The following is a 26702-nucleotide window of genomic DNA, read 5'->3' on the forward strand; positions in this document are numbered from 1 at the left end:
CTAGTGTTGGGTTTTCCCCCAGCTCTCTTGTTTGTCCCCCCCCCCTTCTGCCTTTCTGTCATCCCCCCCCCCCCCCCCCCCCCCCCCGGGGGCCCCCCCCCCCCCCCCCCCCCCCCCCCGGTGCGTTGCGGGGCCCCGCACGGGCCGTCGGGGATATCGTCTGGTGGTGGACCAGCCGACCCCCCAACCCACCCCGCCGGGGCCCGAGGCCCAGCCGGTCGTCTGCGCGCGCTGCGGTGCCCGCTCCCCGGAAGGCGCCCCGCCGCCGCCCACCTGGACGTGTTCGGTGGAGAACGGGACCAGACAGTACTTCTGCGTCGACTGCGCGCGCGCCAACCTCCGGGCGATCGAAGGCCGGCTCGACTCCTCCTGGTGGTGACGCCCGCCCGGGTCAGTCCTCGGGCAGGAACCCCGGCAGCCAGGACTCCAGTTCGTCGCGCAGCCGCACCGTCGCGCCCAGCTGGCACAGCACGCCGATGGTGCTCAGCGTCACCCGGTGGATCAGCAGGTAGGACGGCGGCAGGTTGATCTGCCGTCCCAACTGGTGGGCGGGGGAGCGGGGATCGGCGATCCGCGCCGCCTGTCCGCGCAGCCACGGCCGGGTGAAGGTGAACTCGTCGGCCTCGGCGGGCTCGATGATGGGCTTGAGGTAGTCCAGCACCGCGTCCGGGTCGAGTTCGATGCTCTCCTTGACGAACCCCTCGGCGCACAGGTGCCCGTAGACCCCCTCGGCGTCCCCGTCCAGGGTCATCCGCAGCGAGCGGCCGATGGGCTTGGGCCAGCCGCCCGGCAGCCGGTCCACCGTGCCGAAGTCCAGGACGCCCAGCCGCATCCGGCCGTCCGCCCCCGCCATGAGCCGGAAGTTGCCCGGGTGCGGATCGGCGTGCAGCAGCCCGGTGCGCGCGGGCCCGGAGAAGAGGAACCGGGCCAGCAGCTGTCCGGCGCGGTCGCGCTCCTCCCGCGTCCCGTCGGCGATCACCTCGGAGAGCGGGGTGCCCTCCAGCCACTCGGTCACCAGCACCTGGTCACCCTGGTACACGACGTCCGGGACGACCACGTCGTCGTCGGCGTCGAAGGCGTCGGCGTGGGTGCGCTGGGCCTCGGCCTCCAGCTCGTAGTCCAGCTCCTCCGCGACCCGGTCGCGCAACTCGGTGATCAGCGGCTTGAGGTCCATGCCCGGCACCAGCGGCCCCAGCAGGCCCGCGAACCGGCCCAGCTGCTTGAGGTCCGACAGCAGCGCCTCCCCGGCCCCCGGGTACTGGACCTTGACCGCCACCTGCCGCCCGTCGTGCCACACCGCCCGGTGCACCTGCCCGATCGAGGCGGCCGCGGCCGGCTTGTCCTCGAACTCCTCGAACAGCTCCCGCCAGTCCTCGCCGAGCCGCTCCGCCAGCACCTCGTGCACCCGCGCCGCCGGCAGCGGCGGGGCCGCCTCCTGAAGCTTCGTCAGCGCCGCCCGGTAGGGGCCGGCGACCTCCTCGGGAAGCGCCGACTCGAACACCGAAAGGGCCTGCCCGACCTTCATCGCCCCGCCCTTCAGCTCCCCGAGCGTGCGGAACAGCTGCTCGGCGGTGCGCTGCTGGAGCTCGCGGGCCACGATCTCGGCCGACTTGCCGCCGATCCGCTTGCCCAGCCCCCAAGTGGCCCGGCCCGCGATCCCGAGTGGGAGCGCGGCCAGCTTGACGGTGCGCGTGACCGCCTTCCGGGGAAGATCGGACATGAGCCCCTCCAGTTTCCGGACTGCTGTGCCGCGAGCGGCGGTTCGGGGCGCGGCTCGGCCCCCGTCGCATCCTGCCATGGCCCCCCGGGCCCCCGGACCGGGGCACCCGCCCCGGCTCCGGCGGTAGTCCGGCCGCTCACGACCGCACCGCCCCGGAGCCCGCCGCCGGGTCCGCGGCCGCCCCCGGGTCCGCGGCCGCGCAGGGGCAGTCCGGATGCGGGCGCAGCGCGGTGTGCTGCCAGTGCAGCCCGGGCAGGGCGGCCTCCCACCGGGCGGCCGTCGAAGCGGGCAGCTGCCCGTCGAGGAAGGCCAGGGCGTGCGCCGCGGCGAGGCCGGCCACGGCAGTGGACAGCCCCAGGTCGCAGGCCCCCGTCCCGCGCCGGCGGTGCGCCGAGCGCCACTGGACCAGCATCCGGGGCCAGGCCGGATCCCGGTCGACGCGGTCGCGCTCCATGCACCCCGCGCAGGCCGTGGACCCGGGCAGCACCAGGGGCCCGACCAGCCCCGTCCCCTCCAGCACCCCCGCGTACAGGTGCGGGGTGCCCGTCGCCACCCAGTCGGCGGCCGTCGCCGGATCGGGGGCCCACGCCTGGAGGCCGTCCCGGGGCGCGAGGACCACCAGGGCCGGCTCCGGCCCCGGCCCCCCGGGATCGCCCGTACCCGGAGCACGCCCCGGCGCCGCCTCCCGCACCAGAGCCCCCGCCGCCTCCGCCCGCGGCCGGCCCACGCTCCCCGGATCCAGCCCGCCCGGAGCCACGTCGGCCGCCTCCACCCGGCCCCCGTCGAGCACATCGACCCGGCCCACCCCGGCCCCCGCCAGCACGGCGGCGATCACCGCCCCCACCCGGCCGCTCCCGCGCACCTGGACCCGTAACGCCCTGCGCGCCGCGACGCCCCGCAGGTCACCGCCCGGCTCCCGGTGCACCAGCGAGAGCGAGCCCAGGTCGGGCCCGAGCCGCTCCAGCACCTCCGGCCTGCGTCGCACGGCCTGCGCCCGCGGCCCCCCGGCGGTGAGGTCGTCCAGCAGCCCGGCCCCGGCGAGGTGCCGGACCAGCCCGTCCACCTGCCCCTCCGGCAGGCCCATCCCGGCACCCTCGGCCCGCAGCAGCTCCATGCCCCGCGTCCCGTCGATCCGGTCGATGAGGGACCCCGTCGCCGTGTCCAGCGGTCCGAGCACCACCGCATGGGCGGGCGTCACCCCGAACTGGACCGTCTGCAGGTCCCGCCACGCCCGCGCCAGCGCCGGCTTCACCTTCGGATACATCACGGCCTCCCCGTCTCGCCGAATTCCCGTTCCCCACGTACGCGGATCCCTGTTCCCGCGTCTTCGCCACCATGCCCGGCCGCCGGACCGGGTGCGGAAATTCGTCCACAGGCAAGGGGTATTGGGCATATGAGATGAGGAATGGGAGTGTTTGCGGCTCCCCGGCGAACCGATCATGCTCGAACCCCGGACGCGCGGGACTTCCGCCACGGCGACCGGGTACCGTCGAGGCGTGCCAGCCGACCCGCCACAGCGCGCCGTCGAAGTACGCCGGAGCGCGCGCCGCCGCAGGACCGTGTCCGCCTACCGCGAGGGCGAGCGGACGGTCGTCCTGATCCCCGCCCGGATGTCCGAGGCCGAGGAGCGGCGCTGGGTGGGCGTCATGCTGGACAAGCTCGCCGCCCAGGAGAGCAAGCGCACCCTCGGCGACGCGGAACTGATCGCGCGCGCCGAGCGTCTGTCCGAGCAGTACTTCAGCGGCCGGGCGCGTCCGCTCTCGGTCCGCTGGGTCACCAACCAGAACACCCGCTGGGGCTCCTGCACCCCCGCGGAGGGCAGCATCCGGCTGTCCCACCGCATCCAGGGAATGCCGGAGTACGTCGTCGACTACGTGCTGCTGCACGAGCTGGCGCACCTCCTGGTGCCCGGCCACGGCCCCCGCTTCTGGGAGCTGCTGGAGGCCTACCCGAAGACCGAGCGGGCCCGCGGATTCCTCGAAGGAGTGGCCGCGGCGGAGCGCATGCCCCGGGTTCCGGCCGCCCGCGGCGAGTGACCTTCCGTCACGGAACGCGGACGCGCACCGGGTCGGAAGCGGGTCGCAACAGGGTCGGCACCGGCTTGGCCGGATGTCGGCAGGAGCCGTTAGCCTGAGCGGCACATATCGAGCAGTCGAAGTCGGGATGGGGGACGGTCGGACACATGGCCAGGGAATTCCAACGCGGCCACAAGGCCAAGATCAGTGATCTGACGGCGGGCACCGATCTGTACGTGGGCGTCCAGATCGCGGGGCCCGGGCTCACCTTCGACATCAGCTGCTTCGGCCTCGACGCCGACGAGCGGCTGTCGGACGACCGCTACTTCGTCTTCTACAACCAGCCGAAGTCGCCCGAGGAGTCGATCCAGCAGCTCGGCCCGCAGGCCGGGGACACCGAGTCCTTCCGGGTGACCCTCGACCACGTGCCCGCGGCCATCCACAAGCTGTCCTTCAGCGCCACCCTCGACGGTGCCGGCCAGATGTCGCAGATCGGCCCCGGCTACATCCGGATCGTGGCCGGCGGCGAGGAAGTCGTCCGGTACTCCTTCACCGGCTCCGAGTTCAGCACCGAACGCGCCCTGATGATCGGCGACTTCTACCGCAAGGACGTGTGGCGCTTCGCCGCCGTCGGCCAGGGCTTCGACGGCGGACTCGCCGCGCTGCTGGAGCACTTCGGCGGCGAGGTCGCCGAGGACGAGCCGCAGCCCGAACCGCAGGCCCCGGCGCCCCCGCAGGCCGACGCCCCCGGGTTCGCCCCGCCCCCGCAGGCCGCCGCCCCGGCCCCGTCCTTCGGCGCCCCGGTCCAGCAGCAGCCGCCCGCCCCCGCGCCGTACGCCCCGCCGCAGCAGCAGCCCCCGGCCCAGCAGCCCCCGGCGCCCGCGCCCGTGCACTCGGCCCCGACCATGGTCGCCCCGCTCGGCGCGCCCGCACCCGCGGCCCCCTACGGCCAGCCGCCCCACCCGCCGCAGCAGCCCGGCCCGCCCTCGTACGGCCAGCAGCCGCAGCACTCCTACGGCGCCCAGGTCCCGCCGCCGGCCCCGGCCCCCGCGCCCTACGGCCAGCCGCCGCAGCCCTCGTACGGCCAGGTCCCCGGCCAGCAGCCGCCCGCCCCGCAGGCCCCCTACGGGCAGCAGCCCCCGTACGGCCAGCAGCCCCCGGCCCCCTACGGCCAGGCCCCGCAGGCCGCCGCGCCCGGAGCCGGCCTCGCCGCCGCCCTCCAGCCGTACAAGGAGGCCCCCACCGGCGCCCGCTGGACCCCGCAGAACCAGCAGCTCATGCGGGTCGACCTCGCCATGGGCGGCCAGGCCGTCCTCGCCCGCCAGGGCAGCATGGTCCTCTATCAGGGCAAGGTCGACTTCAGCTACAAGGGCGCGGGCTTCGCCGGCCGCATCGTCGGCAACGCCACCGGCCAGGAGATGCAGCTGATGCGCTGCACCGGCCGCGGCCAGGTCTTCCTCGCCGAGAACGGCGCCCACCTGCACGCCATCGAGCTCCAGGGCGACGGCATCTGCGTCTCCGCCGAGAGCGTCCTCGCCTTCGACGAATCCCTCCAGCACGAGGTCCGCCGCATCGAGGGCCACGGCATCCCCGGCGGCGCCCTGTTCACGATGCTGTTCCAGGGCTCCGGCACGGTCATCGTCAAGACGCACGGCGTGCCCGTCGTCCTGCCGGTCACCCCCACCACCTTCGCCGACAGCAACGCCATCGTCGCCTGGTCGGCCGCCTCACAGGTGATCATTTCCAGCCAGGTCCGGCTGCGCCGCAACGCCTACCCGGGCCACAGCGGGGAGACCGTGAACCTCCAGTTCCGCGGAGCCCCCGGCAACTTCATCGTCGTCCAGCCGTACGAGGTCTGAGGGAGCCCCACATGAACGCCATGAACGCAATGAACCAGCAGCTCGCGGGCTACGCCCCGACGCCCGTCACGGCCCGCATGGAGAACCACGGCCGCGCCATGCTCAAGGTCGCCATGCAGAGCGGCCAGGACCTCTTCGCCCGCACCGGCTCGATGGTCGCCTACGAGGGCTTCGTCCAGTACGAGCCCAACCCGCCCGCCGTCCGCCAGATGGCCTCCCAGTGGCTGACCGGCGAAGGCGCCCCCCTGATGAAGTGCACCGGCGACGGCCTCCTCTACCTGGCCGACTACGGCGCGGACGTCGTCTGCATCAACCTCAACAACGACGCCCTCTCCGTCAACGGCACCAACCTCCTCGCCTTCGACGCCCACCTCCAGTGGGGCGTCGAGCGGGTCAAGGGCATGGCCAAGTTCGCCGGCCAGGGCCTGTTCAACGTCCAGGTCGCCGGCACCGGCTGGGTCGCCATCACCTCCCGCGGCACCCCGATCGTCGTCGACTGCGGCCGCGGCGAGGACGAGACGTACGTCGACCCGGACGCGCTCGTCGCCTGGTCCCCGAACCTCAAGGTCAAAGGGAAGCGCAGCTTCAAGGCCTCGTCGATGATCGGCCGGGGCAGCGGGGAGGCCTACCAGATGGCCTTCTCCGGTCAGGGCATCGTCGTCGTACAGCCCAGCGAGGACAGCACCGACCGGCTCCGGACCCGGGGCTGAGGGGGAGCGGACACATCATGCAGAGCTCACTTTTCGGCCACGCCGAGCAGCAGTCCCAGGACCGCTACACCGTCCAGAACCCCCAGCTCCTGAGGGTCACCCTGACCGGCTCCGACGACATCCTCGCCCGCAAGGGCTCGATGGTCGCCTATCAGGGCATCGTCGACTTCGACGGCGAGTACCAGAGCGCCAACCAGCGGGGCGCACGCCAGCGCACCGGCGAGGGCCTGGACCTGATGCGCTGCTCCGGCCAGGGCACCGTCTACTTCGCCAACCTCGCCCAGTACGTCCACGTCGTCGACGTGGACCACGACGGCCTCACCGTCGACAGCGGCTACGTCCTCGCCATGGACTCCACCCTGCACTCCGAGGTCATCGCCGTCGACAGCCAGTACGGGATCTCCGGCTCCGGCAAGTACCAGCTCAACATCTCCGGCCGCGGCAAGGTCGCCCTCATGACCTCCGGCCAGCCGCTGATGATGCAGGTCACCCCCGACAAGTACGTCAACGCCGACGCCGACGCCATCGTCGCCTGGTCCACCTCGCTGCGCGTGCAGATGCAGGCCCAGACGCACTCCACCGGCGTGTGGCGGCGCCGCGGCAACACCGGCGAGGGCTGGGAGCTCAGCTTCCTCGGCACCGGCTTCGCCCTGGTGCAGCCCAGCGAGGTGCTGCCGCCGCAGAACGCCCAGCTCGGCCAGGGCGTCGCCGCCCAGTACGGCGTGGGCCAGCACGGCGCGCACGCCCAGAACCAGAACAACGCCTGGAACTGACCGGACCGGCACACGGGGAAGGGGCGGACCCGCACGGGTCCGCCCCTTCCCCGATACGTCACGTCCTCAGCGCGTCACGCGCCCAGCCGCGCCCGGGCGGCCTCCAGCAGCCTCACCACCGAGGTGTCGGCGACCTCCGCCACCTCCGCGTACGGGAACCAGCGCAGGTCCAGCGACTCGTCGCTGATCTCCGCCTCCGCGCCGGCCGGCGCCAGCACCGCGTACTGCACGTCCAGGTGCCAGTTGCACGGCGCCGGGATCGGGTGCCGGTCCAGGCGCACCGGCCCGCCCTCCACCAGGGTCAGGCCCGAGGCGATGCCCGACTCCTCGACGGCCTCGCGCATCGCGGCCCCGGCGAGGGTGGTGTCCCCGGGCTCGCAGTGCCCGCCCATCTGGAGCCAGAGGCCGAGCTTCTTGTGCAGGGTCAGCAGCACCCGGCCGCCGACCGGGTCGATCACCAGCGCGCTGCCCGTGACGTGCCCGGCCGTGCAGGGCTTGTACATCCCGTCCGGGTGGGCGGCCAGGTGGTCCAGGTAGACCCCGCGCAGGTCGTTCTGCTGGGCGTCCGGGCCCTCGTACTCCTTCAGGACCCGGACGGCGTCCTCGTACAGGCTCACTTCTTGTCGTCGCCCTCTTCGTCACGCTGCTGGGCGGCCTCGCCGAGCATCTTGTCGATCTCGGAGAAGTCCAGCTGCTCGCGGTGCACGAACCCGTCCGGGTCGTCCAGGTCGGAAGCCGTCGGCAGCATGTCCGGGTGCTCCCACAGCCCGTCGCGGCCGTCCACGCCGCGCGCGTCGGTGAGCGAGGCCCACAGGCGCGAGGCGTCCCGCAGCCGCCGCGGACGCAGCTCCAGGCCGATCAGCGTCGCGAAGGTCTGCTCCGCCGGGCCGCCCGAGGCACGCCGCCGGCGCATGGTCTCGCGCATGGCGTCCGCCGAGGTCAGGCGGGGCTTCGCCGCCGCGTGCACGACCGCGTCGACCCAGCCCTCGACCAGCGCGAGCGCCGTCTCCAGGCGGGCCAGGGCGGCCTTCTGCTCCGGGGTGTCCTGCGGCTGGAACATGCCGCCCTGGAGCGCCTCCTGGAGCTGCTCCGGGTTCGACGGGTCGAGCTGGCCGACCACGTCCTCCAGCTTCGAGGTGTCCACCTTGATGCCCCGCGCGTAGCCCTCGACCGCACCGAACAGGTGCGAGCGCAGCCACGGCACGTGCGCGAACAGCCGGGCGTGCGCCGCCTCGCGCAGCGCCAGGTACAGCCGCACCTCGTCCGAGGGGACGCCCAGGTCCTTGCCGAAGGCCTCGATGTTCAGCGGCAGCAGCGCCGCCCGCCCCGCCGGGCCCAGCGGCAGACCGATGTCCGTCGAGCCGACGACCTCGCCCGCGAGCGTGCCCACGGCCTGGCCGATCTGCTGGCCGAACATGGCCCCGCCCATGGAGCGCATCATCCCGAGCAGCGGGCCCGCCATGGCCTGCATCTCCTCGGGCAGCACGCTGCCCATGGCCGCGCCGACGCGCTCGGCGACCGGGTCCACGAGCTCCTTCCACACCGGGAGGGTCGCCTCGACCCACTCGGCGCGGCTCCACGCGACGGCCGCGTTGGCACCCGACGGCAGGGAGGTCGCGCCGTCGAGCCACAGGTCGGCCAGGCGCACGGCCTCCTCGACGGCCGACTTCTCCGCGACGCCGACGCTCGCGTCCTTGACCCCGTCCGCGGTGCCCTGCGCGACGGTCTGGCGGGCGATGTCCTTGGCCATGTCCCAGTTCACGGGACCGCCCTCGTAGCTCAGCATCTGGCCGAGCTGCTGGAAGGCGGCGCCGAGGTCGTTCGGGTTCATCGAGCCGAACATCGCGGCGAACGGATTCTCCGCACCGCCGGGGAAGCCGCCGGGAAGGCCGCCCGGGCCGAACCCGAACGGATTGCCGGGACCTCCCTGGCCGCCCTTCTTGCCTTTGTCGCCGTCCTCCGGCTCCTCCGGCGGAAGGCCGAATCCGAATGGGGTGTCGCTCACGGGTTTCCTCGGCTCGTAGGGCCGCCGGCGGGAGCCGACGGGCGATGGTCCGACAACACCACCCAGCGTAGACACCACTCCCGCTTCCGGGCTCGGTGCTCCGCCGGGTCCTGGGCTGCGGCAGGATGGACATCACCTGGTGGGTACGCGTCACAGCGCGTCCTCACTGAAGACAACCGCTGGAGACGCCCGGTGAGTTCCCCAGATCCGCAGGCTCGCGCGCCGCACGACGCCGAAAACCGCCCCGAGCACGACGACAGCGCCCCCGGCGTTCGCCAGCCGCGAAACCAGGCCGGTCCGCGCCGCCCCAGCCCCGTGATCGCGGTGACCGGAGCAGCCTCGGGGGTCGGCGCCGCCCTGGTGAGCCGCCTCGTCGAATCCGACGAGGTCAAGCAGGTCGTGGCCATCGACGAGCGGCGCGGGGACTGCGCCGCCGCCCAGTGGCACGTCCTGGACGTACGGGACCCCGCGATCGCCGAGAAGCTGCGCGGCGCGGACGTCGTCGTCCACCTCGCGCTGGACCTCGACCTGGAGACGGACCCGGCGGCCCGTACCGCCTACAACGTCCGCGGCACCCAGACCGTGCTGACCGCCGCCGCCGCGGCCGGTGTGCACCGGGTCGTGCTGTGCACCTCGGCGATGGTCTACGGGGCCCTGCCGGACAACGACATCCCGCTCTCGGAGGACTCCGAGCTGCGCGCCACCGCCGAGGCCACCGGCGTCGGCGACCTGCTGGAGATCGAGCGCCTGGGCCGCCGCGCCCCCCGCGCCCACCCCGGCCTGAACGTGACCGTCGTCCGCCCCGCGGTCCTGGTCGGCGGCACGGACACCGCCCTGACCCGGTACTTCGAGTCCCCGCGCCTGCTCGTCGTCGCCGGGTCCCGGCCCACCTGGCAGTTCTGCCACGTCGAGGACCTGGTCAGCGCCCTGGAGTACGCCGCCCTGGAGAAGGCCGAGGGCGAGCTCGCCGTCGGCTGCGAGGGCTGGCTGGAGCAGGAGGAGGTCGAGGAGCTCAGCGGGATCCGCCGCATGGAGCTGCCCTCCGCCGTCGCGCTCGGCGCCGCGGCCCGGCTCCACCGGATCGGCCTGACGCCGTCCCCGGCCGGGGACCTCGCGTACACCATGCACCCGTGGGTGGTCAGCGTCAGCGGGCTGCACGCGGCGGGCTGGCGGCCCCGCTGGACCAACGAAGAGGTGCTGGCCGAGCTGCTCCAGGAGGTCGCGGGCCGGCACACCGTCGCGGGCCGGCGCCTCGGCCGCAAGGACGCCGCCACGGCCGCCGGCGCCGCCGGCGCGACGGTCGCCCTGCTCGGCGCGGCCGCCGCCGTACGCCGCGCCCGGCGCCGCCGCGGGCTCTGACCTGCGGGACACGGCCCCGGACCGGCCGGTCCGGGGCGGGGCCCGGCTCCTGTAGGAGGCTCCCAACCGGCGCGCCGCGCCCCGGGCGAAACGGCTATTCCACCGGGTCGGCGGCTAGGGCACGATGGGGAACATGGCACCGCACTTCGACCACCCCGGCGAGCAGGCCGCGCAGGACCCCATCCGGCTGCTCGAAATCCGTGAGACCCCGCTCTCCATCGACGAGGTCTTCAAGGCCGTCGGCGACGACGCCACCGGAGGCACCACCCTCTTCGTCGGGACGGTGCGCAACCACGACGGCGGAGCCGACGTCGACTCGCTCGGCTACTCCTGCCACCCGACGGCGGAGGCCGAGATGCGCCGCGTCGCGGACCGCGTCGTGGCGAAGTACCCGGTCCGCGCCCTGGCCGCCGTACACCGCGTCGGCGACCTCGCCGTGGGCGACCTGGCCGTGATCGTCGCCGTCTCCTGCCCGCACCGCGGCGAGGCCTTCGAGGCCTGCCGCATGCTGATCGACGACCTCAAGCACGAGGTCCCGATCTGGAAGCACCAGACGTTCGCCGACGGCACCGAGGAGTGGGTCGGCGCCTGCTGAGGCGGGGGCCGGGCGCGGGGTCCCTACGGGCGGGGGGTAGCGTCACCCCCGTTCGGCCGCGCAACACGCCCCCGATTTGCGTAACCCCCCTCCGGGCACGAGCGTTGAAGCCACCAACGACACGCACTTTCGGGGCAGGGAGGCACGTTCATGGCGTCACTGGTGTGGTTGCTGATTCCGCTGTTCGCCGCGATCGGGGCGGCGATATGGGGCAGCTGGGCGGCCCGCGACCGCACCCAGGGCGACATATCCGAACTGGCCGGCTACGCCAGGTTCCGCGAGGCCATGGACAAGGCCGACCGGGCCGGGACGAACGAAAGGGCGCACTCCGGTTCCGACGCCGTCTGACGCGTCCCGAGAGCCCCTCCCCGCCCCCCAGAGGCCCCCCACAGACCCCCTCGGAAACGTGCCCGCCGGGCCCCGGCCGAGAATCCGGTGAGAGTTGCGCCCGCGGGCCCCGTACGGACCGGCCCCACGGGCCGCCCGGTCGGGCCGTCCCGTACTGTCGATCCATGCCACGCCGCACCGCGACGATGCTCGCTTCCTTCCTCGTGCTGTTCGCGCTGCTCTGCGCGGGCGTCTTCATCAAGGTCCCGTACTCCGAGATGAGCCCGGGCCCGACCGTGAACACGCTGGGCGACTCGCGCGGTGAGCCGGTGCTGAACATCTCGGGGCACAAGACGTACCCGACCAGCGGCCACCTCAACATGACCACGGTCCGCGTCACCGGCGCCGACTACGACATGAACCTGCTGGAAGCGGTCTACGGCTGGATGGCGGGCGACAACATCGTCGTACCGCACGAGAACCTCTACCCGAACGGCAAGACGGACAAGCAGTCGACACAGGAGAACGCCGAGGAGTTCAGCCAGTCGCAGGAGAGCGCCAAGGTGGCCGCCCTCAAGCAGCTCGGCATCCCGGTCACCGCCCGCGTCGTCGTCTCCACCGTCGTCAAGGGCAGCCCCTCCGAGGGCAGGCTGCACGCCGGGGACGTGATCAAGGCGGTGGACGGCGCCGCGGTCACCGTCCCCGGGGACGTCGCCAAGCTCGTGACCAAGCACAAGCCCGGCGAGCCCGTCGAGTTCACCATCGTGCCCGCCGCCGAGGCTGCCGAGGCCGAGAAGGCGAACCGCGAGCCCACCGGCAGCGCGAAGATCACCATCACCGCGGGCAAGGCGGAGGACGACGGCCACGCCATCGTCGGCATCCGGGCCGGGACCGACCACACCTTCCCGTTCCCGATCGACATCAAGCTCGCCGACGTCGGCGGCCCGAGCGCCGGCCTGATGTTCGCCCTCGGCATCGTCGACAAGCTCACCCCCGAGAACCTCACGGGCGGCAAGTTCATCGCGGGCACCGGCACCATCGACGACGAGGGCAAGGTCGGCCCCATCGGCGGCATCCAGATGAAGACCATCGGCGCCCGCAAGGCCGGGGCCGAGTACTTCCTGACCCCGGCCGAGAACTGCGCCTCGGCGGCCCAGCACACGCCCGAGGGCCTGACCCTGGTGAAGGTCGCCACCATCGGCGACGCCACCAGGGCACTGGAGAAGATCGGCAAGGGCGACACGGCCGGACTGCCGAAGTGCACCGCGTCCTGACCGCGCCCCGCCCCCGCCGACCGCGGAACCGCTAGGGGGTGTCCGGCCCTGATCGCCCGGACACCCCTGGGTCCTGTCCGGGCGATCTTCGTGGATCAGGCCGCGGGGTCTGGCGCGGTGCATCGCAAGGCGGAGGAGCGCAGCTCGTACTCGGCCGTACTCGCGCGCTCCGACAACGCGGCGAGGTGCCGTGCCGGACGTCGCGGGCCCGCGAAGATCGCCCGGCCAGGGCCTAGGCGAAGGTCGCCGCCAGCGCGTCGGCCAGCCCCGGCACCAGGCTCGCGCCGGTCAGCACCTCGCTGGAGGAGTCCTTCTCCCGCAGCCGCACGGCCGACTCGCGCGAGCCGTCGCGCAGGACGCCCACCGTGAGGCGCACCTCCTGCCGCTCGGGGTGGGCGGCGACCCACTTGGTCAGCTGCTTGTCGTTCAGCCCGGCCGGTACGGCGGCCTCCGCGGACGGCGGCAGCATCAGCCGCTCCACCGTCAGGGCGCAGCCGACGACGGCGTCGGGCCAGGCGATGGTGCCCAGGAACTTGTCCAGCGCGGTCCCGGCCGGCACCTCGTCCTGCTCGATCGGGGTGAGCTGGCTCTTGCCGGCGTCGTCCTGGTCCAGGCCGAGCTGCCCGGCGAGCCGGGGCTCCTGCCTGCGCAGCCGGGCCGTGTCGACCAGGGCGAACAGCCGGGCCGGCTTGTCCCAGCCGAGGGTGGAGGCGTACTCGTCGATCTCGAGGACGGCGCGGGTCAGCGGACTGGCCGCCATCGGGGTGCCGGGGGAGGGCGAAAGGTTGGACATGGACAACATCCTGCCTCCTTTCCCCCCGATACCGGGAACTGACTAAAGCCTCAGTAAGTTGCATGGGTGGGCCCTACGATCGTGGGCCCAGGACCAGACCCAGCGACTTTCGAGGTGCGCACCTTGGCTTTCCAGATGCCGGACCGCGGCGGAGGCCCCTCCGGGCCACGGATGAGAGTCGGCCGCCCCTCCCGGCGCGCCCGGACTCTTCTGACGACATTGGGCGTCCTTGCCGTCCTGGCCATGGCGTTCATCATGTTCGCCGGGTTCTGGACGGACTGGCTCTGGTTCCGCTCCGTCAAGTACTCCTCCGTCTTCACCACCACCCTGTGGACCAAGATCGGCCTCTTCGCCGTCTTCGGCCTGCTGATGGCCGGTGCGGTCGGGCTGAACATCTGGCTGGCGTACCGGCTGCGGCCGCCGCTCAGCGCGATGTCGATGGAGCAGCAGAGCCTCGACCGCTACCGGATGAGCGTCGCCCCGTACAAGAAGTGGCTGCTCCTGGCCATCGCGGCGATCGTCGGTCTGATCGCGGGCGCCTCGGCGGCCGGCCAGTGGAAGACCTGGCTGATGTACGTGAACGGGGTGCCCTTCGGGCGCAAGGACCCCCAGTTCCACCTGGACGTGTCGTTCTACACCTTCGACCTGCCCTGGTACCGCTTCCTGCTCGGCTTCGGCTTCGCGGCCGTCGTGCTCTCGGTGATCGCCGCCGTCGTCGTGCACTACCTGTACGGCGGACTGCGCGTGACCAGCCCGGGTGCCCGGGCCACCGCCGCGGCGACCGGGCACCTGTCGGTGCTGCTCGGCCTCTTCGTCACCTTCAAGGCCGTCGCGTACTGGCTCGACCGGTACGGCCTCGCCGTGAAGTCCAGCGACTTCAAGGCCGCCGACAACTGGACCGGCCTGCGCTACGTCGACGCCAACGCCTACCTGCCGGCGAAGACGATCCTCGTCGCCATCGCGGCGATCTGCGCGGTGCTGTTCTTCGCCACCCTGTGGCGGCGCACCTGGCAGCTGCCGGTCATCGGCTTCGGCCTGATGGTCCTCTCGGCGATCCTGATCGGCGGGCTGTACCCGGCGATCGTCCAGAAGTTCCAGGTCCAGCCGAACGAGCAGGCCAAGGAATCGCCGTACGTCGAGAAGAACATCAAGGCCACGCGCGACGCCTACGGGATCGACGGGGCCGACGTCAAGGACTACCCGGGCGTCCCGCAGACCGAGGACCGCACCAAGCTGCGGTCGGTGGCCGACACCACCGCCAGCCTGCGCCTGCTCGACCCGAACATCGTCTCCCCGGCCTTCCAGCAGCTCCAGCAGGTCAAGGGCTACTACGGCTTCCCGTCCACGCTGGCGGTCGACCGGTACGCCGGCCAGGACACGGTCATCGGGCTGCGCGAGCTGAACATCGGCGGCATCCCGAAGAACAACTGGATCAACGACCACTTCAAGTACACGCACGGCTACGGCGTGGTCGCCGCCAAGGGCACCAGCGTCAAGGACGGCGCCCCCGACTTCACGCAGTCCGACCTGCCCTCCAAGGGCATGTTCGGCACGGACTTCGAGCAGCGCATCTACTACGGCGAGCAGACGAAGCAGTACTCGATCGTCGGCGGTCCGCAGAAGGAGCTCGACTACTCGGACGACAAGGGCGAGAAGGAGACCAGCTACAAGGGCGACTCCGGGGTCAACCTGGACAACCCGGTCAACCGCGCCGCGTACGCGCTCGCCTTCAGCGAGCCGCAGATCCTCTACTCCGGCGCCATCGGCGACGGCTCGCGGATCCTGTACAACCGCACGCCCAAGGACCGCGTCGAGGCCGTCGCGCCCTGGCTGACCATCGACGGGGCCCCGTACCCGGCCGTCGTCGAGGGCCGGATCAAGTGGATCGTCGACGCCTACACGACGACCAACGGCTACCCGTACGCCTCGCGCACCACGCTGGGCCGGAGCACCGCGGACTCGCTGACCAACAGCCAGCGCGCGGTGGTCGCCCAGGAGAACCAGGTCAACTACATCCGCAACTCGGTGAAGGCCACCGTCGACGCGTACGACGGCACGGTCGACCTGTACCAGTGGGACACCAAGGACCCGGTCCTGAAGACCTGGATGAAGGCCTTCCCGGGCACGGTGAAGCCCAAGAGCGAGATCTCCAAGCCGCTCATGGACCACATGCGCTACCCGCAGGACCTCTTCAAGGTCCAGCGCGAGCTGCTGACCCGGTACCACGTCACGGACCCGCAGACCTTCCTCAGCGGCAGTGAGGCCTGGGCCGTCCCGGACGACCCGACGACCAAGGCCGGCACGGCGGTCCCGCCGTACTACCTGTCGATGAAGATGCCGGGCCAGCCGGAGAAGGACCAGGTCTTCTCGCTCACGACGACCTTCACGCCGAACGAGCGGCCCAACCTGAGCGCCTTCATGGCGGTGAACGCCGATCCCGGGACCCCGGACTACGGCAAGATCCGAATCCTGAAGATGCCGACGAGCAAGCCGCCGGACGGCCCCGGCCAGGTCCAGAGCAAGTTCCAGTCGGAGCCGAAGATCGCCGAGTCGATCCGGCTGCTGCGCGGCGGCGACTCGGAGATCGAGTACGGCAACCTGCTCGCGGTCCCGATGGACGGCGGAATGCTCTACGTGGAGCCGGTGTACGTGCGCAGCTCCGGGCTGAAGTACCCGCTGCTGCGCAAGGTGCTGGTGACCTACGGCGGCCAGACGGCCTTCGAGGACACCCTGGAGAAGGCGCTGAGCGTGGTCTTCGGAGCCGAGGCCCCGACCACGCCCACCACGCCGACGCCGCCCACCACGCCGACGAACCCGAACACCCCGCCGACCGCGCAGGACCCGACGGTCAAGGCGGCCCTCACCGACGCCCAGAAGGCGGTGGAGGAGGCCGACAAGGCGATGAAGGCGGGTGACTGGGCCGCGTACGGCAAGGCGCAGAGCGACCTGCAGGCGGCGCTGAAGCGGGCGATCGACGCGGAGGCGAAGCTGACGGCGCCCAAGCCGGCCGGCTAGGCGGTGCGGAGAACCCCGTAATGGCTCCGTCCCGTGTCGTGATACTGTGGTTTCACCGACGCGGGGTGGAGCAGCTCGGTAGCTCGCTGGGCTCATAACCCAGAGGTCGCAGGTTCAAATCCTGTCCCCGCTACTGAAGACGAAGGCCCGGATCCAATGGGATCCGGGCCTTCGTCGTGCCCGGAGCACCGAAAAGGCGCTGTTGGGAGACACGGGGTCACTGGGGCGGGTGAGTTGAGGGGCGAGCGTGTTTGACTTGTCTCTCTGTGGGCATGTCGACAAAACGCTGTAGTGACCTCACTGGCTGCGACATACCAGGTGTACGCGGGTAGCAGGTGATGCGACGATGGGATTTATGGGGGACAGGTCAACTCTGCTGGAGACAGGGCGGTTTGTGAGGGCGGAGGCCGAGTCGGGCGCGGGAACGGGCGAGGCCGCTCCGACTGTTAACGCGCAGACCGCACTGACCGATGCGGATTTCGCGGCAGAAGCCTTCGGGGACGCCGAGGGCGCCACCGACGCCGAGCTGGAGGCCCGCCACCGCGTGGCCGCCGACAAGGGCGACCCGGGCGCCATGAGCGTGCTCGGCGCGCTGCTGCTGCGCCGCGGCGACCTGGCCCGGGCCGAGCCCTACCTCCGCGGCGCCACCGGAGCCGGCGACCGCGCCGCCGCCAACAACCTCGGGGTCCTGCTCCTCCAGCGCGGCTACCCCGACGAGGCCGCCGGCTGGTGGCGGGTCGCCGCCGTCGCCGGATCCGCCCCCGCCGCGCACGCCCTGGGACGCCACTACCGCGAGCGCGGGGACGAGCCCGCCGCCGAGTACTGGCTGCGCCAGGCGGCGGAGTCCGGGCACGCCCTGGGCGCCTACGGACTGGCCGACCTGCTGGAACACCGCGGGGACAAGGGCATCGAGCGCTGGTTCCGGGCCGCCGCCGAGCAGGGGCACCGTGAGGCCGCGTACCGCCTGGCCCGCCACCTGCGCAAGGGCGACCCCGCCGAGGCCGAGCAGTGGTACCGCCAGGCCGCCGCGCGCGGGCACCGGCGCGCCGGGCTGCACCTCGGCGCCCTGCTGGAGGCCCGCGGCGAGCTGAAGGAGGCCGGCCGCTGGTACCTGAGCTCGGCCAAGCAGGGTGAGGCCCGGGCCGCCTGCGCCCTCGGCTTCCTGCTGCGCGACGCCGGCGACGAGGACAGCGCGGCCGCCTGGTGGCACCGCGCGGCCCAGGACGGCGACGGCAACGCGGCGAACGCCCTCGGCGCGCTGCACGCCGCCCGCGGCGAGACCCAGACGGCCGAGAAGTGGTACCGGGTCGCGATGGACGCCGGCGACCACAACGGCGCCTACAACCTCGCCCTGCTCTGCGCCGCCCAGGAGCGGACCGCGCAGGCCGAGCAGTGGTACCGCCGGGCCGCGTACGCCGGTCACCGCGAGGCCGCCAACGCGCTGGCGATCATGCTGCTCCAGGCCGGGGACGCGGCCGGCGCCGAGCCGTGGTTCTCCAAGGCCGCGGAGGCCGGGAGCGTCGACGCCGCCTTCAACCTCGGGATCCTCTTCGCCAGCCGCGACGAGGACCGCTCCGCCCTGAAGTGGTACGAGCGGGCCGCCGCCGCCGGGCACACCGACGCGGCGCTCCAGGTCGGGATCGCCCTCGTGCGCGACGGCGAGGAGCGGGCCGCCGAGCGGCACCTGCGCTGCGCGGCGGGCGGCGGCAGCGCGGAGGCTGCCTTCCGGCTGGCCGCCCTGCTGGAGTCGCTGGCCCCGCCGCCGGAGCCGGTGGCCCTCGGCGAGCCCGTCGGCGGCGCGGCCCGCACCGAGAGCGAGGAGTGGTACGCGCGCGCCGCCGAGCAGGGCCACCGCCGGGCCCAGGTACGGGTGGGCATGCTCGCCGCCGCCCGGGGCGACCTCGCGGTCGCCGCCCGGTGGTACCGGGAGGCGGCGGAGGCCGGCTCGCGCAACGGCGCCTTCAACCTCGGGCTGCTGCTGGCCCGGGAGGGCAACGAACCCGAGGCGGCCCTGTGGTGGACCCGGGCGGCGGTGGCCGGGCACGGCCGGGCCGCGCTCAGGCTCGGGCTGCTCGCGGCCCGGCACGGGGACCTCGCCGAGGGGCAGAAGTGGTGCGTACGGGCCATGGAGCTGGGCCCGGCCGAGGTGTCCGAGCGCGCCGCCCGGCTGCGCGACGCCCTGGCGGAGGAGCTGTCCGCGTAGGTCCCCCACAACTGATTTGCATCTGCCGGGTGGCCTCCCGTAGAGTCGTGTTTACCGACGCGGGGTGGAGCAGCTCGGTAGCTCGCTGGGCTCATAACCCAGAGGTCGCAGGTTCAAATCCTGTCCCCGCTACTGAAGGCCCGAGGCCCGGATCCCGTGGATCCGGGCCTCGAGTCGTTTTCCGGGTCGTTCGTGAACGCGAAGGACGGCAACGCAGAAGGCCGGGAGCCCAGGGCTCCCGGCCTTCTCGCGTGGAACGTCAGGCGCCCGCGCAGTTCGGGCACACCCCGCGGTACGTCACCTCGACCGCCGAGACCACGAAGCCGAAGCGCTCGCCGTCGGGCAGGTCGGCCAGCGGGTCGCCCGCCGGGTGGACGTCCCGGATGGCGCCGCACTGGGCGCAGACCAGGTGGTGGTGGGGGCGGTGGGCGTTCGGGTCGTACCGCTTGGCCCGCCGGTCCGTCGAGACTTCCAGCACCTCGCCGAGCGATACGAGCTCGCCCAAGGTGTTGTAGACCGTGGCTCGAGAAATCTCGGGCAGTTTGGTCACAGCGCGTGCGTGCACCTCGTCTGCCGTCAGGTGAACGTGGTCACCGTCGAGCACCTCGGCCACGACGCGGCGCTGGGCCGTCATGCGCCAGCCGCGTCCGCGAAGTCGTTCCAGCAGGTCACTCATACACGCCAGCCTAACAGTGGGGAATCCGTGTAGATCCCGAACCGGTGTGGACTTGGATGCTTACTTGACTTAGACAAAGTCCATCGTAGGATCGATTACGGCAAACGCCAAGGACAGGGCATGCAGGAATGACGCAGGAGGCGCACGTGACGCAGGGACCGCTCACCACGGAGGCCGGGGCTCCGGTCGCCGACAACCAGAACAGCGAGACGGCCGGCGTCGGTGGTCCGGTCCTGGTCCAGGACCAGCTCCTGCTGGAGAAGCTCGCGCACTTCAACCGCGAGCGCATCCCGGAGCGCGTGGTGCACGCCCGCGGCGCCGGCGCCTACGGCACCTTCACGGTGACGGCGGACGTCACCCGGTACACCCGCGCCAAGTTCCTCTCCGAGGTCGGCAAGCAGACCGAAACGTTCCTGCGCTTCTCCACCGTGGCGGACAGCCTCGGCGGCGCCGACGCGCGCCGTGACCCGCGCGGCTGGGCGCTGAAGTTCTACACCGAAGAGGGCAACTACGACCTCGTCGGCAACAACACCCCGGTCTTCTTCATCCGGGACGCCATCAAGTTCCCCGACTTCATCCACACCCAGAAGCGCGACCCGTACACGGGCTCGCAGGAGGCGGACAACGTCTGGGACTTCTGGGGCCTGTCGCCCGAGTCCACCCACCAGGTGACCTGGCTGTTCGGCGACCGCGGCATACCGGCGTCCTACCGCCACATGAACGGCTACGGTTCGCACACGTTCCAGTGGAACAACGAGGCCGGCGAGGTCTTCTGGGTCAAGTACCACTTCAAGACCGACCAGGGCATCAAGAACCTCACCCAGGCCGAGGCCAACCAGCTCGCCGGCGAGGACCCGGACTCCCACCAGCGCGACCTGCGCGAGTCCATCGAGCGCGGCGACTTCCCGACCTGGACCGTGCAGGTCCAGATCATGCCGGCGGCCGAGGCGGAGAACTACCGCTTCAACCCGTTCGACCTCACCAAGGTGTGGCCGCACGAGGACTACCCGCCGATCGAGATCGGCAAGCTGGAGCTCAACCGCAACCCGGAGAACATCTTCGCCGAGGTCGAGCAGAGCATCTTCTCCCCGGCGCACTTCGTCCCCGGCATCGGCCCCTCCCCGGACAAGATGCTCCAGGGCCGCCTCTTCGCGTACGGCGACGCCCACCGCTACCGCGTCGGCATCAACGCCGACCACCTGCCGGTGAACCGCCCGCACGCCACCGAGGCGCGCACCAACTCCCGCGACGGCTACCTCTACGACGGCCGCCACAAGGGCTCCAAGAACTACGAGCCCAACAGCTTCGGCGGCCCCGCCCAGACCGGCCGCCCGCTGTGGGAGTCCACCCCCGTCACCGGCGGCACGGGCAACCACGCCACCCCCTCGCACTCCGAGGACGACGACTTCGTCCAGGCGGGCAACCTCTACCGCCTCTTCTCCGAGGACGAGAAGTCCCGTCTGGTCGAGAACCTGTCCGGCTTCATCGCCAAGGTCTCCCGTGACGACATCGTCGAGCGTGCGATCGACAACTTCCGCCGGGCGGACGCCGACTTCGGCAAGCGGCTCGAAGCCGCGGTCCAGGCCCTTCGCGGCTGACACGGACCGCTTGCCGTAGCGGGACGGCGGGCCGGAACCCCTTCGAAGGGGTTCCGGCCCGCCGCCGTTCCCGGGCCGGTCCCGGCTACGCGGGCACGGCCCGGCGGGCCGGTACCCAGCAGCGGATGACGTCGCGGACGGAGACGATGCCGACCGGGCCGCCGTCCTCCAGCACGATCAGGTGCCGGAACCCGCCGTGGACCATGGCCTCCGCGGCCTCCTGCACGGTCGCTTCGGGGGTGCAGAAGACGACGTTGTTCGTGGTGTGCGCGCCCACGGACTCCCGGTCGGGGTCGTGGCCGGCGCCGATCGAGTTCAGGATATCGCGCTCGGTCAGGATGCCGATGCCGCTGTGGTCGGGGTCGAGGACGACGGCCGCGCCGACGCGCCGGCCGGACATCAGGCAGGCCGCCTGACGGAGGGAGTGCGCGGGTCCGAGGGTGAGGATCACGGTGCTCATTGCGTCGCGGACGAGCATGGAGAGAGCCACCTCCTGGGTGAGCCCCCGCCTGGGTGGGGTGCGGCGCGCGAAAGGTCCTCCACTTAGAGAAGCCGTTCACAAGCGCACAAGCGGGGGGATCCTCAGGCTCCCACGGACACGGAAAGTCATCAAGGGGGCACGCTCGGCGCGCGAGGGCGCCGAGCCGGCCGGCCGGTTCAGGCCGGCCGGTTCAGGTACCCGAGCATCTCGTCGTGCAGCAGGCCGTTCGAGGCCGCCGCGTTGCCGCCGTCCACGCCGTCCACCCCGTCCAGGCCGGTGAACCGGCCGCCCGCCTCCTGGACCACGACCGCGATGGCGGCCATGTCCCACAGGTTCAGCTCCGGCTCGGCGCACAGGTCCAGCGAGCCCTCCGCGACCATCATGTACGGCCAGAAGTCGCCGTACGCCCGGGTGCGCCAGCACGCGCGCGTCAGGTCCAGGAAGCCCGGGAGCCGGCCCTGCTCCTCCCAGCCGCTCAGCGAGGAGTACGCGAACGAGGCGTCGGCCAGGGAGGCCACCTTCGACACCGAGACCGGCCCGGCCGGCTCGCCCAGCGCACCGCCCGCGAAGGCGCCCCCGCCCTGCGAGGCCCACCAGCGGCGGCCCAGCGCCGGGGCCGAGACCACGCCGACGACCGGGCGGAACACCCCGTCCGCGCCCTCCTCCATGAGGGAGATCAGCGTCGCCCAGACGGGGACGCCGCGCACGTAGTTCTTCGTGCCGTCGATCGGGTCCACGACCCAGCGGCGCGGCCCGCTGCCCTTCAGCCCGTACTCCTCGCCGAGGATCGCGTCGTCGGGGCGCGCGGCCTGGATCCCGGCCCGCACGACCTCCTCGGCGGCCTTGTCGGCCTCGCTCACCGGGGTCATGTCCGGCTTCGTCTCGACCTGGAGGTCGAGGGCGCGGAAGCGCTGCATCGTGGCGGCGTCCGCCGCGTCGGCGAGTTCGAGGGCGAGGCGCAGGTCATCGGCATACGTGGACATGGCCGAACAGTATCGAGACTCGCCGGACCCGGCGAACGAGGTCCACAGTGCGGCCGGGACGCGCCCTTGACGGGATCTGGCGGCCCGTCAACCCTGGTGGGGAAGTGCGGCCGGCGAACCCAGCGGGGAGGTGGCGATGCCGACGGCCCGTGAGTCCCTGCTGCAAGCGGCCGAGGCCGCACTGGCAGCCCGGCCCTGGCCGGCCGTGCGGATGGTCGAGGTCGCGGCCGCCGCCGGGGTGTCGCGCCAGACCCTCTACAACGAGTTCGGCGGCAAGGCGGGCCTGGGCCGGGCCCTGGTGCGCCGCGCCGCCGACTGGTACCTCGACGGGGTGGAGCGCGCGCTGGCCGCCCCGGCCGCGCGAGGCTCCGCCGAGCGGCTCGCCGCCGTCGCCGACTGGACCGTACGGGCGGCCCGCGCACGGGTCCTCGTACGGGCCCTGCTGACCGGCTCCTGGGGGCCGGGCCTGCCCTCGCCGCCCCCGGCGGGGGGCCGGCAGGCGCTCGGGCCGGGGGAGCTGGCCCGGGCGGCGCGCGACCGGGCCGCGGCCGCGCTGCCGCAGGAGCCGGTCCGCCGCTGCGAGCTCGCCGTACGGCTCGCGCTGTCCTACGTGGTCGCGCCGGGGGAGCCGGGCCAGGAGCCGGCGGCGGTGGAACTGCTGCGGCTGCTCAGTGCGCCGAACCGGAGAGCTGGAGGCCGATGACCCCGAGGATCACCAGCGTGATCGAGACGAGTTTGAGGGTGGAGACCAGGTCGCCCAGGAAGACCATGCCGTAGATCGCCGTCCCGGCCGCCCCGATGCCCGTCCACACCGCGTACGCCGGTCCCACGTCCAGCTTCTTCAGCGCGAGGGTCAGCAGCCCGAAGCTGCCGAGCGCGAAGCACGCGAAGGCGATCGTCGGCCACAGCCGGGTGAACCCGTGCGACAGCTTGAGGCAGACCGCGAAGCCCGTCTCCAGGATCCCGGCGACCACGACCAGCAGCCACGCCATGGCGTATGCCTCCCCGCGTCAGGTGACTCGGCGTCACATGGTGCGATTATGCATTTACCAGACGCGGCCGGCGGCAAACCCCACCGGACGATCAACCTGCCGTGGGGCGGCCTGCCGCCCGCCCGCGGTCAGTCGCCCTCGCGGCGCTCACGGGTCTGGAGCAGCCGCCGCAGCGAGTACAGCCGCGCGGGGTCCGCGTGGCCCTCCTCCACCCACCGGTCCAGCGCGCAGTCCGGCTCGTCGTGGCTGCACGCGCGCGGGCACTCCTCCGTGCCCGGCACCAGCTCCGGGAAGGCCAGGACCACCCGGGACGGGTCCACGTGGTGCAGGCCGAAGGAGCGCACGCCCGGGGTGTCGATGACCCAGCCGTCCCCGGAGGGCAGCGGCAGCGCGAGCGCCGAGGTGGTGGTGTGCCGGCCCCGGCCGGTGACGGCGTTGACGTGGCCGGTGGCCCGCTGGCGGCCCTCGCTGACCAGCGAGTTCACCAGGGTCGTCTTGCCGACGCCGGAGTGGCCGACGAAGGCGGTGATCCGGCCCTCCAGGCGCTCGCGCACCCGCTCGGCGGCGTCGCCCGTCGCCAGTTCCTCGCGGTTGGTGACCACGTACTCCAGGCCGAAGGTCGAGTAGACCTCCAGGATCTTGTCCGCGGAGGTCAGGTCGGACTTGGTGAGCACCAGCAGCGGTTCCAGCCCGGCGTCGTACGCGGCCACCAGGCAGCGGTCGATCATCCGGGGCCGGGGCTCCGGGTCGGCCAGCGCCGTGACGATGGCCAGCTGGTCGGCGTTGGCGACGACCACCCGCTCGTACGGGTCGTCGTCGTCCGCGGTGCGCCGCAGGACCGACTTGCGCTCCTGGATCCGCACGATCCGCGCGAGGGTGTCCTTCTTGCCGGACAGGTCGCCGACGAGCGAAACGTGGTCGCCGACCACCGCCGCCTTGCGGCCCAGCTCGCGGGCCTTCATGGCGGTGACCTTGCGGTCCTCGACCAGGCAGGTCAGCCGGCCGCGGTCCACGGTGAGGACGAAGCCGTCGGCGGCGTCCTCGTGCTTGGGCCGGATGTTCGTCCTGGCCCGGTTGCCCTTGGGGTTCGGGCGCTGGCGGATGTCGTCCTCGTCGGTGTGCTTGCCGTACCTGCGCATGACCGGGCCCCTACGCTCCCGCTCCCGTCGTGCCTCGCGGAGCTTGACCGAGCATGTCCGTCCACATCCTGGGGAAGTCCGGCAGGGTCTTCGCGGTCGTCGCCACGTTCTCGATCTCCACGCCCGGCACGGCCAGGCCGATCACCGCGCCGGCGGTGGCCATGCGGTGGTCGTCGTAGGTGTGGAACACGCCGCCGTGCAGCTTGCGCGGGCGGATGCGCAGACCGTCCTCGGTCTCGGTGACGTCGCCGCCGAGGCCGTTGATCTCCGCGGTCAGCGCCGCCAGGCGGTCCGTCTCGTGCAGCCGCAGGTGCGCGACCCCGCGCAGGACCGACTCCGAGTCCGCCAGCGCGGCCACGGCCGCGATGCCCGGGGTCAGTTCGCCGACCTCGCCCAGGTCCACGTCGATGCCGTGGATCTTGCCCGTGCCGGTGAAGACCAGGCCCGCCTCGGTCAGCTCGCAGGAGCCGCCCATGGCGGTGAAGATCTCGCGCAGCGCGTCACCGGGCTGCGTGGTGCGCAGCGGCCAGTCCGGGATGGTGACCGTGCCGCCGGTGATCAGCGCCGCGGCCATGAAGGGCTGGGCATTGGACAGGTCCGGCTCGACGACCATGTCGCGGCCGAGCAGCGCGCCCGGCGTCACCCGCCACACGTCCTTCTCGCCGCCGGCCTCGGGGGTGTCGACCTGGGCGCCCGCCGCGCGCAGCATGTCCACGGTCATCCGGATGTGCGGCATCGACGGCAGCTTGCCGCCCACGTGCCGGACCTCGACGCCCTGGTTGAAGCGCGGCGCGGACAGCAGCAGCGCCGAGACGAACTGCGAGGAGTTGGAGGCGTCGATCTCGACCGTGCCGCCCTCCAGGGCCCCGCCGCCCTGGACGGTCATGGGCAGCGCGCCCCGGCCGTCGTCGTCGATCCGGGCGCCGAGGGTGCGCAGCGCGGTGATGACCTGGCCGAGCGGGCGCTCGTAGGAGCGCGGGTCGCCGTCGAAGCGGATGTCGCCGTCGGCCAGCGTGGCCACGGGCGGCAGGAAGCGCATGACGGTGCCCGCGTTGCCGACGTCGACGGTGGCCGGGCCGTGCAGGGCGGCCGGGATGATCCGCCAGGCCTCGCCGCTGTCGCCGTCGGCGGAGCTGGAGGAGACGGTCTCCTCGATGCCGACGCCGAGCGCCCGCAGGGCGTCCGACATCAGCTGGGAGTCGCGCGAGCGCAGCGGGCGGCGCACCCAGCCCGGCTCGGCCGCGAGGGCGGCGAGCACGAGGGCGCGGTTGGTGACCGATTTGGACCCAGGCACGGTGACGGTGGCGTGGACGGCCCCCTCCGCGAACGGAGCGGGCCAGAGGTCGTGGAGCGCGGGGGTCTCGGTCATGGCCCTTACTTTAGTGGCTTCCCACGGCCCCGGATCTGGATCGCGGCCCCGTCTCAGAGGGCGAGCAGCCAGCGCCCGCCCCCGATGAGGCAGCACAGGGTGACCGTGTGGAACAGGAGCAGCCAGGCGACGGGATGGACGTGCGTGAGCCGGCCGAGCTGGTCCGCGTCGGACTCCGGCGCCGCGCCGCCCCGGCGCTGGGCCTGGAGTTCGAACACCGGCCGCACCGAGCCCAGCAGCAGGAACCACACCACCGCGTACGCGAACGCCGCCTGCACCGCCTCCGGGGCCTTCCAGGACACCAGCAGGAAGGCCCCGCCGGTCAGCACCACCGTCAGCAGCCCGTACGCGTTCCGGATCATCACCAGCATCGCCAGCAGCAGCGCGGTCGCCGCCCACAGCAGCAGCGTGATCCGGTGCGCCGCCAGCAGGGCCGCCCCGCCCAGGCCCAGCAGCGCGGGCGCCGTGTAGCCGGCGGCGAGCATCAGGACCATCCCGATCCCGGTCGGCTTGCCCCAGCTGAGGGTGAGCCCGCTGGTGTCGGAGTGCAGCCGGATCCCGGTGAGCCGGCGCCCGGTCAGCAGGGCCACCAGCCCGTGGCCGCCCTCGTGCGCGATGGTGATCGCGTTCCGGGCCAGCAGCCACACCGGTCGCGGTGCCACGAGCGCGAGCGCGGCCAGTCCCGTCGCCACCACCAGCCAGAAGGAGGGCGGCGTCTGTATTCCGGTGAGCCGGTCCCAGAGGCCGGCCGTCGTGCTGCTGTCCATGGAGTGGCGGACTCCTTGCGGTCGGGGATCGGTTCCATGGCAGTGTGTC

25 protein-coding genes and 2 tRNA genes are annotated in these 26702 nt (G+C 72.7%); 15 read left to right on the top strand and 12 right to left on the bottom strand.

The genetic code is table 11. The features are described 5' to 3' along the window. The first annotated feature begins 166 nt into the window (after positions 1 to 166). On the top strand, positions 167 to 379 hold the full coding sequence (locus ACZ7IF_RS23465; RefSeq protein ID WP_470974439.1) for a hypothetical protein: 213 nt from the start codon (positions 167 to 169) through the stop codon (positions 377 to 379). Positions 380 to 391: 12 nt separating this feature from the next. Here ACZ7IF_RS23465 and ACZ7IF_RS23470 read toward each other — a convergent pair whose 3' ends face one another. Next, the gene (locus ACZ7IF_RS23470) at positions 392 to 1720 is read right to left on the bottom strand and encodes an ABC1 kinase family protein (protein WP_470974442.1); all 1329 of its coding nucleotides are present in this window, start codon (positions 1718 to 1720) and stop codon (positions 392 to 394) included. Between the two features lie 136 nt (positions 1721 to 1856). Next, the gene (locus ACZ7IF_RS23475) at positions 1857 to 2984 is read right to left on the bottom strand and encodes a ThiF family adenylyltransferase (protein WP_470974444.1); all 1128 of its coding nucleotides are present in this window, start codon (positions 2982 to 2984) and stop codon (positions 1857 to 1859) included. A 232-nt stretch (positions 2985 to 3216) separates the two neighbouring features. Here ACZ7IF_RS23475 and ACZ7IF_RS23480 point away from each other — a divergent pair, with 232 nt between their 5' ends. From ACZ7IF_RS23480 to ACZ7IF_RS23495, 4 genes are all read left to right on the top strand, one after another. Then, positions 3217 to 3756 carry a M48 metallopeptidase family protein gene (locus tag ACZ7IF_RS23480; protein WP_470974446.1) on the top strand — a complete coding sequence of 180 codons (540 nt, stop codon included), beginning with the start codon at positions 3217 to 3219 and terminating at the stop codon, positions 3754 to 3756. 146 nt (positions 3757 to 3902) lie between these two features. After that, a complete protein-coding gene (locus tag ACZ7IF_RS23485) occupies positions 3903 to 5594 on the top strand; it encodes a TerD family protein (protein ID WP_470974449.1) in 1692 nt (563 codons plus the stop codon). Between the two features lie 29 nt (positions 5595 to 5623). Continuing rightward, entirely contained in the window at positions 5624 to 6304 is a 681-nt protein-coding gene (locus ACZ7IF_RS23490) for an AIM24 family protein (protein ID WP_385767817.1), read from the top strand. Positions 6305 to 6321: 17 nt separating this feature from the next. Then, complete coding sequence (locus ACZ7IF_RS23495) at positions 6322 to 7077, top strand: AIM24 family protein (RefSeq protein ID WP_470974451.1); 756 nt, start codon at positions 6322 to 6324, stop codon at positions 7075 to 7077. Positions 7078 to 7151: 74 nt separating this feature from the next. Here the strand turns inward: ACZ7IF_RS23495 and ACZ7IF_RS23500 are convergent, their stop codons facing one another. Both ACZ7IF_RS23500 and ACZ7IF_RS23505 read right to left on the bottom strand, forming a co-directional pair. Beyond that, positions 7152 to 7694, bottom strand: coding sequence for an NUDIX hydrolase (locus ACZ7IF_RS23500; RefSeq protein WP_470974454.1), 543 nt, complete (start codon positions 7692 to 7694; stop codon positions 7152 to 7154). After that, on the bottom strand, positions 7691 to 9082 hold the full coding sequence (locus ACZ7IF_RS23505) for a zinc-dependent metalloprotease (protein ID WP_470974457.1): 1392 nt from the start codon (positions 9080 to 9082) through the stop codon (positions 7691 to 7693). The genes ACZ7IF_RS23500 and ACZ7IF_RS23505 overlap by 4 nt, the downstream gene beginning before the upstream one ends. Before the next feature lie 192 nt (positions 9083 to 9274). Here ACZ7IF_RS23505 and ACZ7IF_RS23510 point away from each other — a divergent pair, with 192 nt between their 5' ends. The 4 genes from ACZ7IF_RS23510 to ACZ7IF_RS23525 all read left to right on the top strand — a co-directional run bounded on the left by ACZ7IF_RS23510 (position 9275) and on the right by ACZ7IF_RS23525 (position 12637). Beyond that, the gene (locus ACZ7IF_RS23510) at positions 9275 to 10441 is read left to right on the top strand and encodes an SDR family oxidoreductase (protein ID WP_007266419.1); all 1167 of its coding nucleotides are present in this window, start codon (positions 9275 to 9277) and stop codon (positions 10439 to 10441) included. Between the two features lie 133 nt (positions 10442 to 10574). Continuing rightward, positions 10575 to 11036, top strand: a complete 462-nt coding sequence (locus ACZ7IF_RS23515) for a molybdenum cofactor biosynthesis protein MoaE (RefSeq protein ID WP_469111182.1) — start codon at positions 10575 to 10577, stop codon at positions 11034 to 11036. A gap of 150 nt (positions 11037 to 11186) precedes the next feature. After that, positions 11187 to 11384: a hypothetical protein gene (locus tag ACZ7IF_RS23520; protein ID WP_470974459.1), complete on the top strand. Its 198-nt coding sequence runs from the start codon at positions 11187 to 11189 to the stop codon at positions 11382 to 11384. 164 nt (positions 11385 to 11548) lie between these two features. Beyond that, a complete protein-coding gene (locus ACZ7IF_RS23525) occupies positions 11549 to 12637 on the top strand; it encodes a YlbL family protein (RefSeq protein WP_470974462.1) in 1089 nt (362 codons plus the stop codon). Between the two features lie 232 nt (positions 12638 to 12869). On the opposite strand, the gene ACZ7IF_RS23530 is transcribed toward ACZ7IF_RS23525, so the two are convergent. Next, entirely contained in the window at positions 12870 to 13439 is a 570-nt protein-coding gene (locus tag ACZ7IF_RS23530) for a PPA1309 family protein (RefSeq protein ID WP_470974466.1), read from the bottom strand. Positions 13440 to 13544: 105 nt separating this feature from the next. On the opposite strand from ACZ7IF_RS23530, the gene ACZ7IF_RS23535 reads away from it, so the two are divergent. The 4 genes from ACZ7IF_RS23535 to ACZ7IF_RS23550 all read left to right on the top strand — a co-directional run bounded on the left by ACZ7IF_RS23535 (position 13545) and on the right by ACZ7IF_RS23550 (position 18780). After that, complete coding sequence (locus ACZ7IF_RS23535) at positions 13545 to 16445, top strand: UPF0182 family membrane protein (RefSeq protein WP_470974469.1); 2901 nt, start codon at positions 13545 to 13547, stop codon at positions 16443 to 16445. 59 nt (positions 16446 to 16504) lie between these two features. Continuing rightward, positions 16505 to 16578: transfer RNA gene (locus ACZ7IF_RS23540), tRNA-Met, on the top strand. Between the two features lie 213 nt (positions 16579 to 16791). After that, positions 16792 to 18648 carry a tetratricopeptide repeat protein gene (locus ACZ7IF_RS23545; protein ID WP_470974472.1) on the top strand — a complete coding sequence of 619 codons (1857 nt, stop codon included), beginning with the start codon at positions 16792 to 16794 and terminating at the stop codon, positions 18646 to 18648. Between the two features lie 58 nt (positions 18649 to 18706). Next, positions 18707 to 18780: transfer RNA gene (locus ACZ7IF_RS23550), tRNA-Met, on the top strand. A gap of 127 nt (positions 18781 to 18907) precedes the next feature. Here ACZ7IF_RS23550 and ACZ7IF_RS23555 read toward each other — a convergent pair. Beyond that, positions 18908 to 19324: a Fur family transcriptional regulator gene (locus ACZ7IF_RS23555; RefSeq protein WP_388933871.1), complete on the bottom strand. Its 417-nt coding sequence runs from the start codon at positions 19322 to 19324 to the stop codon at positions 18908 to 18910. A 128-nt stretch (positions 19325 to 19452) separates the two neighbouring features. Here ACZ7IF_RS23555 and ACZ7IF_RS23560 point away from each other — a divergent pair, with 128 nt between their 5' ends. Continuing rightward, positions 19453 to 20922, top strand: a complete 1470-nt coding sequence (locus tag ACZ7IF_RS23560) for a catalase (RefSeq protein ID WP_470974476.1) — start codon at positions 19453 to 19455, stop codon at positions 20920 to 20922. A gap of 85 nt (positions 20923 to 21007) precedes the next feature. Here ACZ7IF_RS23560 and ACZ7IF_RS23565 read toward each other — a convergent pair whose 3' ends face one another. Both ACZ7IF_RS23565 and hisN read right to left on the bottom strand, forming a co-directional pair. Then, entirely contained in the window at positions 21008 to 21400 is a 393-nt protein-coding gene (locus ACZ7IF_RS23565; RefSeq protein ID WP_007266429.1) for a CBS domain-containing protein, read from the bottom strand. Between the two features lie 179 nt (positions 21401 to 21579). Continuing rightward, entirely contained in the window at positions 21580 to 22386 is an 807-nt protein-coding gene (hisN, locus tag ACZ7IF_RS23570; RefSeq protein WP_470974478.1) for a histidinol-phosphatase, read from the bottom strand. A 136-nt stretch (positions 22387 to 22522) separates the two neighbouring features. Here hisN and ACZ7IF_RS23575 point away from each other — a divergent pair, with 136 nt between their 5' ends. After that, positions 22523 to 23089 carry a TetR/AcrR family transcriptional regulator gene (locus ACZ7IF_RS23575; RefSeq protein ID WP_470974481.1) on the top strand — a complete coding sequence of 189 codons (567 nt, stop codon included), beginning with the start codon at positions 22523 to 22525 and terminating at the stop codon, positions 23087 to 23089. Here the strand turns inward: ACZ7IF_RS23575 and ACZ7IF_RS23580 are convergent. The 4 genes from ACZ7IF_RS23580 to ACZ7IF_RS23595 all read right to left on the bottom strand — a co-directional run bounded on the left by ACZ7IF_RS23580 (position 23055) and on the right by ACZ7IF_RS23595 (position 26653). After that, positions 23055 to 23378 (bottom strand): DMT family transporter, encoded by a 324-nt coding sequence (locus ACZ7IF_RS23580; protein ID WP_007266432.1) that lies wholly within the window; start codon positions 23376 to 23378, stop codon positions 23055 to 23057. The two genes, ACZ7IF_RS23575 and ACZ7IF_RS23580, sit on opposite strands and share 35 nt — an antisense overlap. A gap of 128 nt (positions 23379 to 23506) precedes the next feature. Further along, positions 23507 to 24517 carry a ribosome small subunit-dependent GTPase A gene (gene rsgA / locus ACZ7IF_RS23585; RefSeq protein WP_470974484.1) on the bottom strand — a complete coding sequence of 337 codons (1011 nt, stop codon included), beginning with the start codon at positions 24515 to 24517 and terminating at the stop codon, positions 23507 to 23509. Between the two features lie 10 nt (positions 24518 to 24527). Continuing rightward, positions 24528 to 25886 (bottom strand): 3-phosphoshikimate 1-carboxyvinyltransferase, encoded by a 1359-nt coding sequence (aroA, locus tag ACZ7IF_RS23590; RefSeq protein WP_470974486.1) that lies wholly within the window; start codon positions 25884 to 25886, stop codon positions 24528 to 24530. Between the two features lie 53 nt (positions 25887 to 25939). Continuing rightward, positions 25940 to 26653 (bottom strand): M50 family metallopeptidase, encoded by a 714-nt coding sequence (locus ACZ7IF_RS23595; protein WP_470974489.1) that lies wholly within the window; start codon positions 26651 to 26653, stop codon positions 25940 to 25942. Positions 26654 to 26702 lie beyond the last annotated feature (49 nt).

Source organism: Streptomyces sp. NPDC037421, from assembly GCF_055602105.1.